This is a genomic window from Arthrobacter sp. D1-29 (assembly GCF_054130585.1).
The window spans coordinates 2,894,773-2,907,706 of the sequence record NZ_CP096383.1 but is presented as its reverse complement, the minus strand read 5'-3'; the positions used below and the strand labels follow the sequence as shown (position 1 = coordinate 2,907,706).

Annotated in this window: 11 protein-coding genes; 2 read left to right on the top strand and 9 right to left on the bottom strand. The window is 63.8% G+C overall.

Annotation, left to right across the window (positions count from 1 at the left end; genetic code table 11):
• Nucleotides 1-262 precede the first annotated feature (262 nt).
• The gene (locus tag M1E17_RS13065; protein ID WP_457962463.1) at nt 263-1,903 is read right to left on the bottom strand and encodes an AbfB domain-containing protein; all 1,641 of its coding nucleotides are present in this window, start codon (nt 1,901-1,903) and stop codon (nt 263-265) included.
• A 372-nt stretch (nt 1,904-2,275) separates the two neighbouring features.
• Entirely contained in the window at nt 2,276-3,142 is an 867-nt protein-coding gene (locus M1E17_RS13060) for a class I SAM-dependent methyltransferase (RefSeq protein WP_457962462.1), read from the bottom strand.
• Nucleotides 3,143-3,306: 164 nt separating this feature from the next.
• Between M1E17_RS13060 and M1E17_RS13055 the strand changes: the two genes are divergently transcribed.
• The gene (locus M1E17_RS13055) at nt 3,307-4,158 is read left to right on the top strand and encodes a class I SAM-dependent methyltransferase (protein WP_457962461.1); all 852 of its coding nucleotides are present in this window, start codon (nt 3,307-3,309) and stop codon (nt 4,156-4,158) included.
• Nucleotides 4,159-4,253: 95 nt separating this feature from the next.
• A complete protein-coding gene (locus M1E17_RS13050; RefSeq protein WP_457962460.1) occupies nt 4,254-5,045 on the top strand; it encodes a hypothetical protein in 792 nt (263 codons plus the stop codon).
• A 73-nt stretch (nt 5,046-5,118) separates the two neighbouring features.
• On the opposite strand, the gene nagA is transcribed toward M1E17_RS13050, so the two are convergent.
• The 7 genes from nagA to M1E17_RS13015 form a co-directional block, all read right to left on the bottom strand.
• Complete coding sequence (gene nagA / locus M1E17_RS13045; protein WP_457962459.1) at nt 5,119-6,204, bottom strand: N-acetylglucosamine-6-phosphate deacetylase; 1,086 nt, start codon at nt 6,202-6,204, stop codon at nt 5,119-5,121.
• A 118-nt stretch (nt 6,205-6,322) separates the two neighbouring features.
• The gene (nagB, locus tag M1E17_RS13040) at nt 6,323-7,093 is read right to left on the bottom strand and encodes a glucosamine-6-phosphate deaminase (RefSeq protein ID WP_457962458.1); all 771 of its coding nucleotides are present in this window, start codon (nt 7,091-7,093) and stop codon (nt 6,323-6,325) included.
• Nucleotides 7,090-8,151 (bottom strand): ROK family protein, encoded by a 1,062-nt coding sequence (locus tag M1E17_RS13035; protein ID WP_457962457.1) that lies wholly within the window; start codon nt 8,149-8,151, stop codon nt 7,090-7,092. The genes nagB and M1E17_RS13035 overlap by 4 nt, the downstream gene beginning before the upstream one ends.
• A 13-nt stretch (nt 8,152-8,164) precedes the next feature.
• Entirely contained in the window at nt 8,165-9,961 is a 1,797-nt protein-coding gene (locus M1E17_RS13030) for a glycoside hydrolase family 35 protein (protein WP_457962456.1), read from the bottom strand.
• A 57-nt stretch (nt 9,962-10,018) separates the two neighbouring features.
• Nucleotides 10,019-10,981 carry a hydroxyacid dehydrogenase gene (locus M1E17_RS13025; protein ID WP_457962455.1) on the bottom strand — a complete coding sequence of 321 codons (963 nt, stop codon included), beginning with the start codon at nt 10,979-10,981 and terminating at the stop codon, nt 10,019-10,021.
• 50 nt (nt 10,982-11,031) lie between these two features.
• Entirely contained in the window at nt 11,032-11,955 is a 924-nt protein-coding gene (locus M1E17_RS13020) for a carbohydrate ABC transporter permease (protein WP_457962454.1), read from the bottom strand.
• Nucleotides 11,952-12,878, bottom strand: a complete 927-nt coding sequence (locus M1E17_RS13015) for a carbohydrate ABC transporter permease (RefSeq protein WP_457962453.1) — start codon at nt 12,876-12,878, stop codon at nt 11,952-11,954. The genes M1E17_RS13020 and M1E17_RS13015 overlap by 4 nt, the downstream gene beginning before the upstream one ends.
• Between the last annotated feature and the right edge of the window lie 56 nt (nt 12,879-12,934).

The window sequence follows — 12,934 nt, the reverse complement described above, 5'->3', positions numbered from 1 at the left end:
CTGGATTTGTGTCCACCCCACCCGACCGGTGCCGCAAAAAAACGACCGCCTGGCGAGGCGGTCGTGAGCGTGGTTTTTGCGCGCGTCAGTCCGCCTTACGGGGCGGGCCACCAAGAAGAGGAAGCTGAGAAGCGCATGGGCCCGATTCTAGGGCGCCGGAGCCGGTTCCCGCAAGTGGGCATCTTGGGGCGGAAGGCTGGAGCTCCCGCCCCAAGATGTACTGCAGTCAGTGTGTGTATTCAGCGGTCCTTTTGAGCCGGAGCTAGTCGACCATCCGGAATGTTGCGTCGGCACGGTCCAGATCGCTCACCATTGGGGCCAGAACCAGGGCGTAGTTCTGGTGCCGGATATACCGGTCCGGGAAGTTGTGCGACCGGAAGGATGTCAGGCGGCTGTGGCCCAAGCCGGACACAGGAAGGAAGGTCGTGTCGGCCTTGAAGACCGCGGAGCCATCATTCTGCACCAGGCTGAATTGGTAGTTCCAGTGGCGCAGGAAGTAGCCGGGCATGTCCACGGATTCGAAGGAGATGCGGCCATCTGCCGCACTTGCCAGCCCGGAAACTACCCGGAACTGTGAGTCCTTGACCGGCGAAGTAACGGGATCGAGGCGGACTGTCGAACCGGAGTGCCGGACATAGCGGTCCGGGACGTTGAAGCTTTGCAGGCGGGAGAAACGTCTGCCAGTCTGGGCGGGGTACTGCATCAGGGTGCCGAATCCCAGTGCGTCATACCCTCCAGACGTGGAACCATAGTCGCCGCCTCCGCCATCAGGCCGAAGGGTGGCAGCGATCTGGCTGACCCAGGGGGTGCTGAGGCCCTTGCGGCCGGAGTAGTGTCCCAGAACCTGATCCCACACCGGCCGGCCCTGCCCGCGCCCGCCCTCACCCGGGACAGTCTGGGTCTGCCAGCCGGCGTGCGGGGCGGTGCTCAATGGGCCGGACTGCCACGTGTACGGGGTGAAGGGGACGTCATGGCCGAGGTTGTACTTGGCGACGTACTCGGCCGCCTTGAGGAATCGGTTGTTATCGTGTCCGTAGCAGTCGATGCCTTGGTTCCAGGCCATTTCACAGAAGGCACCCATCAGCCCGATGCCCATGATGCTGTGCGCCTGGTCGCGGCCGCTCTCCTGCCACTGCGCCAGGCCCTCGTCCTCGTAAACGTACGGCACAGCATTGGGCAGGGAGCCGTTGCCCGCACCGCTCTGGAAGTAAGTGACCGCGCGGTCCACGAGATCGTCGCGGTCCGCGAGGATGCCGATGGCCAGAATCGATGCCATGTTGCAGAGGTCCCAGTTGGCCCAGTAGTTGGTGATCACGGCACCGTTGTGATTGGTGAGGAAGTGTTCGTTCATCGGGTGGAAAATGTTGAGGAGCATGCCGCGGAACCGCTCAAACTCGAAGTCCGGGTGGTCCCGTACTAGCTCCGCCGCGTTGGCGAACTGGTAGCCGTAGATGCCCGCAGCCAGGAAGCGGTCTGCGTTGCCGGTGACCGTGGTCAACATTCCGGACCAGGCGTTGAGGATCCGCACGGCAGCCGCTCCATGGGCGGCGTCCCCGGAGATCCGCCAGCGCAGGGCGTTCTGGTACGCGGCATGGACGTCAGGGAACAGCTGCCCGTAGTTGGAGCCGTCGCCGCCGCGGACGACTGTCTCCAGCGGACGCGGCTGCCACCCCGAATTCGAGCGGCCATTCGCCACGAGACGGTTCCAGCCTCCCAACCAGGGCTGGGCGCCGCTGCCCACCTGTGTCGATACTTGTTCGATGTCCGAGAGCGTGTGCACCAGGCCAGGGTGTGCGTAGTTGGACGCTCCGGCTCCGGCTGCGGTGGCAAGCGGCACGGAACGGGGTTTGTCCTTGGCCGCCGAGGCACCCAAAGTTCCGAAGGCTGCAAGTGGTATGGCCAACGAGGCGCCTGTTATCAGGGACCTCCGTGAAATCGTGCTGCCGAATGAGTGCGGGTGGCGGTAATTCGTCGTCATTGACTTCCGTTCGCTAGGGCTGGCTGAGGTTGTGGGCCCGTCGATCACGACTGCGACGGCGGCACTGCACTCCGTCCAGACACGGGCCCGTCCCACGGCTCGCCATGGCAATCACAGCGAGCGTGGTTGGTGAGTGAGCGCTAACAACACTCTCCCACGTCCGTGCGCAGCATCGGCAATCGCCCTGAAGTCGGGCCGAGGGGTAGTGGGAAATCGTTATCCCGCTGTGTGAATACTCACATGCGAAGGCGGGAAGTTCAAGACCCGCCTGAATCGGATAAGACCGAGAATGCGCCGCTACGCGGGAGTGGCGGGTTTCCGTGCCTGCTTCCTGGCCGTCAGCAGCAAGTATTCCCAGTCCATTTGCGATGGCGCATCACCGTGGGCATCGCTGAACGTGTCGGCCAGTTCCGTGAGCGCCTTGTCCAGCGCCTGGATCTTTTCCTCATCGCCGGCGAGGAACTTGTAGACGGAGATGGTGGGGCCGTAATGGGACTTGAAGTAATGCAGAAAGTCGTCCGGCTTATGGAAGCTGGTGATTGAGACTGTCTGCGTCCGCGCCTGGACATCGGTAATCCTGTCACCCAGGAGCTCCCGCACATGGGCTTCACTGCCCCAGAGTGGCGGTGGCTGGGCACCAGGCGGGGGCGGGGGAGCAAACGGCTTCATGGCAGCGAACATCCTGCCGATAAACCCGTCGGGCGTCCAGCTCAGCAGCCCAATGGTGCCGCCGGGTTTGCACACCCGCACCAACTCATCCGCGGCCGACTGGTGGTGCGGTGCGAACATCACACCCAGGCAGGACAGCACCACATCGAATTCGTCATCAGGAAACGGCAGGGACTCGGCGTCGCCTTCCATCCATTCCAGTTCAGCCCCCCGGTCCGCTGCCTGCCGGCGTCCGGCGTCGAAGAGTTCGGGGGTGAGGTCGCTGGCCACCACCTCCGCCCCCATCATGGCTGCGGGAATCGCCGCGTTGCCGGCGCCGGCGGCCACGTCAAGGACTCGCTGCCGGGGCTTGACCCCGCAGGCCTCCACGAGGATTGCCCCGAGGTCCGGAATCAGTTCGCTGGCGAGGGCTGGGTAGTCGCCCTGGGCCCACATGGCCCGGTGCTTTTGCTTCAGCGCCCGGTCCGCTTCGATGGCATCTGTCTGCTCATTCATGTCATTGCCCCTTGCATTGCAGGTTTTCAATGGACAGCGCGCTGTTGGCCCAGTGGAGGCTGTGGTGCGCTTTATTGTGGACGCGGCAGGACGCGGATGTAAAGACGCCTGCGCCGTGGTGGTGGCTTTCGCTGCCGGTCCACCCCTCTGCATAGACTCGACTCATGAGTGAAAAGCCGCTTGCGGTCGAATGGGAAGCTGCGCGTGCGAGCAACCGCGACAACTGGGAAGACCGTGTTCCGTTGCACGAAAAGGCGTATGGGATCAGGGCCTTGGACGATCCGGACTACTTGACCGAAATCGTCCGCACGGACTTGGCCGCGCTGCAGCCTTTCCTTGCAGGGGGCACGGTGGCGGGTCTGGATGTCTGCCACCTTCAGTGCCATATCGGGACGGATACGCTCTCCCTGGCCCGGGCCGGCGCCCAGGTCACGGGCGTCGATTTCTCCCCTGCCGCGCTGGAATCTGCCGCCAACCTGGCACGGCATCTGGGACTCGAATCAACGTGGATCGAGACGGACGTCCTCGAGGCCCGTGCCGCCGTCGAGGGCGACTTTGACCTCGTGTACACCAGTATCGGAACCATTACCTGGCTGCCTGACCTGGACCGGTGGGCAGCCCAGGTGTCGGGTCTGCTACGGGCAGGGGGGTTGTTTTACATCCGGGACGGGCATCCTGCCCTCTACGCCCTTGACGAGCACGCCGACGGACTGCAGTTGAGGTATCCATACTTTGGCAACGGCAGGGCACAGGTATGGGATGACGAGTCCACGTATGCCGGCGATGGAAAAGTTGCGCACTCCCGGACGTATCAGTGGGCCCACCCCCTGTCCGACATCCTCAACTCGCTCATCAGGGCAGGCTTGCAAATTCTCCGTTTCGACGAGGACAACACCATTCCATGGAAGTTCAGCCGGCGCATGCTGGAGGTGCCAGGTGGCTACGCGTGGCCGCTGCCCGAGCGGGACCTTGTGCCGTGCACCTACACGATCGTCGCTCGGAAAGCAGCCGAATAGATAAGCAGGCAAGCTTGGGCAGGAACGCGCCGCGATGTGGATGGGCATTAGGCAGCAGCATGCATACTGGACGGATGGCTGGAAGTAATTCCCAGATGCAACCTCCACGGGCGGTGTTTGCGGCATTCGGGGCTTCGGGGCCGCCGGAGCGGTTGGCCGGGGGCCGGGGACTCACCTGGCGGGCAGGGCACGTCGTGGTTCGCCCCACGGAGGATACCGAAGAGGCTGCCTGGAAGTCAGAGGTGCTGGCAGAGCTTGACGGTGCCGAATTGTTTACTGTTCCGCGCCCCATCCGCGACGATCGAGGCAAGTGGGTCCGCGATGGCTGGCAAGCCGCCGAGTGGATCCCTGGCGCCGCGGACGAGACCCGGGTTTCCGACGTCGTGCATGCAGGTGAGGTGTTTCACCGCGCCATTGCGGGGCTCCCGCGGCCAGCCTTCATCATGGCGTCGAACGATCCGTGGAGCAACGCGGACCGCATTGCCTGGGGTGAGGCGGCTTTGCCTGCCGATCAGCTTCTGGAGCTGTTGGTGGAGGAGTACCAGCCGGTGGGAACGCCGTCGCAGGTCATTCACGGTGATCTTCTGGGCAACGTCCTCTTTGCACAGGGGCGCCCGCCGGCGTTGATCGACTGGGCACCCTATTGGCGTCCGGCAGGACTGGGGGCGGCGATTGCAGTGGCCGATGCGGCGTGTTGGCATGGATACTCACTGGACGATTTGGCCGATCACCATGGTATTCCGGAATGGCGCCAGCTGCTGCTGAGGGCGTTGGTCTTCCGGATGACAACGCTTCACCTGCTCGGGTACTGGGATGACGTGCAGGCAGTACGGCATGGGCCGGTAGCAGCGGCTGTCATCGCCCTCTCTGATCCATGTGATTCGTGAGGGCGCACAGCCTGTACAGCGACCGGAACCTATAGTTGGCGCCGTGCTAAACAGGGCAAGTGCCTGTCGATCTTCAGGTGGAGCGTGTTTGATTCTCCCCGTCCGCCCATACAACGAGTATGTTGTATCCCTGATCGAGCAGGACAAAGTCAGCTGCTTTCCCAACACTGAGGCTTCCGAGGTCTTCGCGGCCAACCAGGTGGGCGGGTGTGGCCGTCAATGCCTGCACAGCTGCTGTGAGTGGGAGCTTGAGCAGGGTGACCGCATTCCTGAATGCGGTGTCCTGGGTGAGTGTGGATCCGGCGATTGTGCCGGTTCCTGCCAGGACGGCGCGCCCTGCCTCGACGGTGACGTCTGCGCTGCCCAGGCGGTAGTGCCCGTCTTTCGCCCCTGTTGCGGCCATGGCGTCGGTGACCAGGGCGATTCGGCCCGGGGCCGCGTCGAAGGCCATTTTTGCTACGGCGGGGTCTAGGTGGACGCCGTCCAGAATGATTTCCAGGGATGCGGCCGGGTCGCCGAATGCGGCTACGACAGGGCCGGGTGCACGGTGATGGATTCCGGCCATCGCGTTGAAGGCGTGGGTGAGCAGGGTAGCGCCACGGGCGAAGGCCTTTTTGGTGAGTGCCATGTCCGCGTCGGTGTGGCCTACTGCCACGCTGACTCCTGCGGCGACGAATTCTTCGATCGCGTCAAGGGCTCCGGGCAGTTCCGGGGCGATGGTGATTTGGCGGAGGGTCCCACGGGCTGCGTCGAGGAGCCGGTCTACCGCTGCGGGGGTGGGATGTATCAGGTGATCCGGGTTGTGGGCACCGCACCGGGCGGTGGCGAGGAAGGGTCCTTCGAGGTGTGATCCGAGGATCAGGGGGTTGGTGTCAGCCAGGTCTGCAATGGTGTTCAGGCTGCGGCAGAGCTCATCGAGAGGGGCGCTGACAAGGCTGAGAACGGAGCGGGTGGTGCCGTGTGCCCTGTGGACCGCCAGTGCCGTCAGGATGTCTTCGGGTTCGGCGTCAAAAGCTGCTCCGCCTGCTCCGTGACAGTGCAGGTCGATGAATCCGGGTACGAGGATCCCGCCGCTGCCGTCGACGACGTCCGGGGCGGCATAGGTGTGCCATCCGGTTTCCGAGCCGGTAGCGATAATCGTGCGGTCTTGGATTGCCACCCATCCGTTTTCTACCGTGCCGTTGCCGTCGAGGAGGCGCGCGCTGTGCACGATGAGATCGCAGAGAACACTTTGCCGGTGCGTTGTTTTCTGGGCGAGGTTTTCCGAGAGCAGGGGGTTACCCCTGCCAGAGGGGCAGGTTCTCTGCCACGTATTTGTAGTAGGCGGCGCCTTGAAGTTCTGCGGAGGCCTCTTCATCCAGGATTACCGTGGCCTGGGGGTGCATTTGCAGCACCGAGCCGGGACACATGGCGCTGACTGGGCCTTCAATGAGGCCGGCGATGGCCTTTGCCTTCGAGCGGCCCTGGGCGATCAGTACGACTTCCTTCGCGTCCATAATGGTGCCGAGGCCTTGGGTGAGGCAGTGCGTTGGGACTTCGTCCGGACTGGTGAAGAATCGGGCATTGTCTTTGCGCGTCTGAGGGGTGAGGGTTTTTATCCTGGTGCGTGAGCTCAGGGATGAGGTTGGCTCGTTGAAGCCGATGTGGCCGGTGGAACCGATTCCCAGTAGTTGGAGGTCGATTCCGCCGGAGGCAGTGATGAGTTCCTCATAGCCGGCGCAGGCCCCTTCCAGGTCGGTGGCAGTCCCATCCGGCATGTGGACTCGTTCCGGGTCCAGTCCGAGGGGCTTTGTCACTTCGCGGTCGATGACTGCGTGGTAGCTCTCGGGGTGGCTGGGGCTGAGGCCCACGTACTCGTCCAGTGCGAAGGCGGACAAAGCCGACAGGCCTTCCGGGCGCCGGGCGGCCAGTTCCTGATAGACGGGCAGCGGAGAGGATCCGGTCGCGACGCCGAGGACTTTGAGGCGGCCGCTGCTGATGCGGTTCTCGATGATGTCTGCGGCGTAGGCGCCGATGTCGGCGGTGGTCTTAACGATGGCGATTTTCATGGGTGTCCTTGGTGGTTCCTGAGGTTGTGTGTCAGCGGCGGGCTTGTGCGCTCTTCCAGCGGCCGTGGTGCTTCGGCGGTGACGTCTTCAGGGCGCCAGCTGGTGCCTGCGTTCGGGGAACCAGCCGCCCGGAAGCCAAGGATGGCGGCCCCGATTTGTCCCGCGCGTGGTCCCAGCAGTGAGCGCCGCAGTTCCGGCGGGCGGCGCCAGCCCAGGAGCGATACCATGTTCTGCCCGAGTGGGTGCAGGAGTGTGTCCCCGGCTTCGGACAGTCCGCCGCCGATGATGATCGTTTTGGGGTCGGTGAGCAGGGTGACGGTGGCCAGCGCCAGGGCAAGAGCCTTAATTCCTTCGTCCCAGATGCTTGCACCGGTCTCGCCCGCCCGGCCGGAGGCGATATCTGCCGTGGTCATGCCAGGATCTCCTCCACGGCCGCGGTATCTGCGGACGAGGCCCGCGCCGGAAAAGTAGGCTTCGAGGCAGCCGCGCTGGCTGCAGGTGCATGTTTCGCCGCCGGGGATGACGGGGATATGGCCTAGTTCTCCGGCGGAGTGGGTCGCTCCTTTGACGACGGTGCCGTCGGTGATGACTGCTGCCCCGACTCCGGTGCCGATGGCGACAAAGACAGAATCTTGGCCTGGAGCCTGTGGCAGGAGGCGGGCTTCTGCCAGCCCGGCGGCGCGCGCGTCGTGGCTGATGAGAACGGGAAGACCGAATTCCGCGGAGAGCACCTCCGCGACGGGCATGGTGGTCCAGCCCAGGGATGAGGCATATTCGACCATGCCGGTGCCGGAGTTCACCAGTCCAGGAGTCCCGACGCCGATGCCAACGGGATGCAGCCCCCGTTGGAGTGATTCGGCCTTCAGTGCCTTGAGGATCGCCAGTGCCCGGTGCATGACACCTTTACCAGGGCGGCCCGTGGGGATGGTTTGCGTGATGAGGGTGCGGCCGGTGGTATCGACGGCCGCGCCCTTGAGCGTGGTTCCGCCGATGTCCAGGGCAAGGGCCACCTGCCGTGAAGGCGCATGGCTGTTCCATGGTGTTGTTGCTGTGCTCATGATGGGGTCCCGGCTACAGTTCCGCGGCGAGGATTTTCCCCGTACTGGGGGTACCCAGTTCAGGCTCGGGACGAAGCTCAACCTGCGTGCCGTGCTTGACCAGGTCCAGGATGTGGATGTGGTTGGTTCCTGCGTGCAGGAGGGGTGCGGGGACGTAGAGGGTGACCTGCGGCCCGGCCTCCTGGTAGCGGCCCAGGAGGAATCCGTTGACCCAGACAAAGCCTTGCCCGAAGCCAGGGAATGCGAGGTAGGTATCTGCAGGTGCGTCGATATCGAGGGTTGCCGAGAGGAGGGGTTCGAGTTCCTCTGCTGCCCACCCGGCCAGCGGAATGGGCGTTTGGTTCCAGTTGAAGGTGCGCCGTTGATTGACGAGTACCCCGTGCAGGATTCCCTTGCCTTGGCCGATCAGTGGCCCGTAGTTGATCCTGCCCCTGTTCTCGACCAGGATTTCCAACTGCACCGGGGTTCCTGTCCCTGTGAGAATGAGCCCGTCGGCGGCGTTGTGGTCATCGAGGATTCCGGCGAAGCTGCCGTCCACCCAGATGTAGGCGCGGTCTGCGAGGCCCAGGATCCGTAGCGGGGTTTCCGTTGGTTCGTCCGGCCTTCCCGGGAGGACGGGGTGGGAGGAGTACAGAACCATTCCGGAGTCCAGCCCCAGCTGTTCAAAGGTCAGGGGAAGGACGCTGCTGACGGGACGGGCGGCTTCGCGCAGGAGCGGGAGAAGGGGTTTGCCCGCGGCGACGGGCAGGGACTGCGCCGGAAGTACCGGTGCCGGTTCCAGGAGTGCGGGCGGGAGCGGGGGAGGATCGGTGATGCCCTGGGCGCGGAAGAATTCGGCCCGCAGCGCGTGGAATTTCTCCGTGAGGGAACCGTTCTCGGCGATGGGGGCGTCCGAGTCGTAGCTGGTGGTGGTTGGCTGCAGTTTGCTGCCGTCATGGTTCGCGCCGGAAAACAGGCCAAAGTTGGTGCCGCCGTGCGCCATGTAGAGGCAGATTGAGCCGTCGAGGTCCAGAATCTTCCGCACTTCGGTGCAGGTTTCGGTGATGTCGCGGACGTGATGGTTCTCTTCGCCCCAATGGTCGAACCAGCCTCCCCAGAATTCCACGTTGAAGAAGGGTTCCCCGGGGCGGCGGCGTTGCCAGGTCTCTATCGCTTCGTCGCCGCGGCTGCCCAGGGTGGCGGCCGCCCAGGTGCCGTCCAGGGCGCCGCCGTCCAGGAAGTAGTCCGTCCCGCCGTCGGCAGTAAACAGCAGTTCGGTGATGCCGCGCTGCCCAAGCGCCTGCCTGTTCCATTGCAGGTATTCCTTATCGTCGCCGTAGCTGCCGTATTCGTTCTCGATCTGAACGGCGACGACGGGACCGCCATGGGCGGCCTGCCTCGGCACGATGACGGGCAAGAGTTGGTCGAACCACGTTTCGACGGCGGCCGTGAACACCGGGTCCATGGACCGGACGCCGATTCCTGGCTGCCCGGTCAGCCAGGCCGGGAGCCCGCCGTTGTCCCATTCGGCACAAATGAAGGGCCCGGGACGGACGATGACATCCAGGCCGATGCCGGCTGCGGTATCGATAAAGGCCCCCAGGTCACGCCAGCCGCTGAAATCGGGTTCGTCTTCCTGCCGGCGCTGGTGGAAGTTCCACGCGACGTAGGTGTCAACGGTGTTGGCCCCCATCGCCCGGAGCTTGAGGAGCCGGTCCCGCCACTGATCGGGATGGACGCGGAAATAGTGGATGGCTCCGGCGAGGATACGGTGGGGTTGGTTGGACCGGAAGAGTTGGGAGTTCTGGTAGCTCAGGATGGGGTCGGGCAACAAAATTTCCTTACGACTGCAGGACGCGCTGACCGCGCTGACTGCTGGATACGGCGGCTAGGCGGTGTGGGAGAGGACTTCCGCTTTGACCTGGTTCAGGAGCGGCTTGCCGGTGACGAACCGTGTGACTTCCCGGTATGCGGCTTCCCCGAGCCGGTAGAGTTCATTGCCTTGGGAGCCGGCGATGTGCGGGGTGAGCACGAGGTTTGGGGCATCGAAAAGGGGCGATTCCGCCGGCAGCGGGTCCGGGTCCGTGACGTCGATGACGGCGTGCAGGCGCCCGGACTCGAGTTCCGCTGTCAGTGCCGCGGTGTCCACCAGTGATCCCCGGGCAGTGTTGATCAGCGTGGCGCCGTCCCGCATCAGGGATAGCGCGTCTTTGTCGATTATGTGGAAGGTTTCGGGGACTTCCGGGGCGTGGAGGCTGACGACGTCGCAGGTTTCCAGCAAGTGTTCCAAGCTGGCAGGGCGGGCGTCGAGGATGCCGTGCTGCACGAAGGGGTCGTAGAAGACGACGTCGATGTCAAAGGGCGCGAGAAGGTCAATGACCCTCCGGCCGATGCGGGAAGCGCCGACGATGCCGACCTTGAGGCCGTGGTTGCCCCAGCGCACGGGCTCAACCTCAAAGGGACGGTATTTGCGGGTGTGCATGTAGCCGCGGGCCAGTTCCAGGACACGCTTGCCGGAGAGGAGGATCATCGCCAGCGTGTATTCGGCCACCGGCAGGGCGTTGGTAACCGCACCCGAGGTGACGGCGATCCCGCGCTTGAACAGTTCGTCCGTGGCGAATTCCTTGACCGAACCGGCTGTGTAGATGACGGCTTTGAGTCGCGGCATCCGGTACAGGATCTCCTCACCGAGCTGGGGGCAGCCCCAGCATCCAATGATGAGTTCGATGTCCTGCAGGGGGTAATCCTCCGCGTTGGCTTTGGTGAGCAATGCCGGTTGGAGATCCACAAGGGTTTTGAGGTCCTGGAACACCGCCGGCGCGAAGAGTCTTTCCGGAAGGTCGTTTTCCATCGCGAGGACGGCTTTGGGCTGGTTGGCCCGGGTCAGGTGCTGGTTGGTTGCTATTTCAGGGCTCCTGACCCGATGCCGGCCTTCCAGAACCTCTGCAGGGACATGAAGAGGATGATGACCGGGATGATGGTGACGAGAGAACCGGCAACGACGAGCTGGGCGTACTCGGGGTCGGCAAGCGTCCTGCCGTGCCAGGAGTAGATGCCCAGCGCTGCCGGGAACAGATTCGTGTCGCTAAGCATGACCAGCGGGAGGAAGAAGTTGTTCCAGATGGCGCTGAAAGTCATGAGGAACAGGGTGACGATTCCGGGCTTCATGAGGGGCGCAGCAATGGTCAGGAAGGCCCGGAATTCACCGGCGCCGTCCAGGCGGGCGGCCTCGATGATTTCCTTCGGCACATAACTGGCGCTGAACATGCGGGCCAGGTAGACGCCGAAGGGACTGGCGACCTGGGGCAGGAAGACGCCCCAAAAGTTGTTGACCAGGCCGAGGTTGGAGGCGAGCAGGTAGAGCGGCATGGTGGTAACTGCTGCGGGTACGAGGACACCGACCAGGACGAAGCCGAACCAGCGTTCCTTCCCGGGAAAGTCGAACTTGTCGAAGGCGTGGCCGGCAAGGAAGGATACGGCCACGGAGGCACAGGCACCGAGGCCGGCGTAGGCGGCGGTGTTGGCCATCCAGCGCAGGAACGTTCCGTTTTCCCAAGTGAACAGCTGGATGAGGTTTTCGATGAGGTTGAACTCGGCGAAGGAGAATCCGGCTGTGCCGTAGAGGTCTGAGGTGTTCTTCGTCGAGGCGACAATGAGCCAGGTCAGCGGCAACAGTGTGTAGAGGCAGAACAGGCCCAGCACGATGTTCACTGCGAACTTTGAGGACCAGGCGCTCTTGGCCTGGCGCCGTTTTGGGGCTGCTGGGGGCAGGGGAGTGGGGATGGGGGGTCCGCTTACTGCAGGTTGTGTGGTCAGCGGGCTCATGATTCCACCTTTGATCCGAATTTGGTGACGCCCCAGGAGAAGGCTCCGATGAAGACGGCGAAGAGCAGTGCTGTTGCTGCCGCATAGCCGAAGTCGTGTTTGTCGAAAGCCGTTTGGTAAATGAACATGTTCGGGGTCCAATTGCTGTCGATGGACGTTGCGCGGCTCTTCAGGAGCAGCGGTTCGGCGAAAAGCTGCATGGCGCCGACGACGGTGAACAGGGTCGCGACGCTCACGGCGCCCATGATCATGCGGGCCTTGATGGCGTAGGCGGTGCGGATGGGTCCTGCGCCGTCAACGGTGGCGGCCTCCAGGACCTCCTGCGGAACGGCCTGCAGGGCGGCGTAGAAGAGGATGACGTTATAGCCGGTGTGCAGCCAGATGGTGATGTTGGACAAGGAGAGCAGGGCGGCCAGGTGGCTGCCCATGTCCCAACCGGCGCCGGTGCTTTCGTAGACGTCCACCAGTGGGCTCACGCCGGGAGTGTAGAGGTAGACCCAGATGACCGCGGCAATCAGGCCGGGGACGATGTTCGGCATGTAGAACGCCAGGCGGAAAAAGGACTTTGCCCGTGCGGCTGCAGAGTCCAGCAGAAGCGCCACCACCAGGGACAGGCCGATCATGACCGGGATGTAGAAGAGGCAGTAAACGGCGATGTTCAAGAAGCCTGCAAGGAACGCCTGGTCCTGGAAGGCGCGGACGTAGTTGGCCAGGCCGTTGAAAACCCGTGCTGTCCCGCCCAGGCCCAGTCCGCTGGACTTTTCCGTGAAGAGGCTCAGGAACCCGGAGTATCCAATGGGGGCGATGGTGAACGCCAGGAACAGCACGAAAAACGGCGCCAGGAACAGGAAAGCGTGTCTGCCTGACCGGCGGCGTGAACGGCGTATGACGGTGGAGCGGGCCGTTGTGGTGGCGCCTGTCATGACTTTTTCCCTTCGAATGGGTGGCACTGCGGGTGGGCCTTGATTAGTCCACCGCC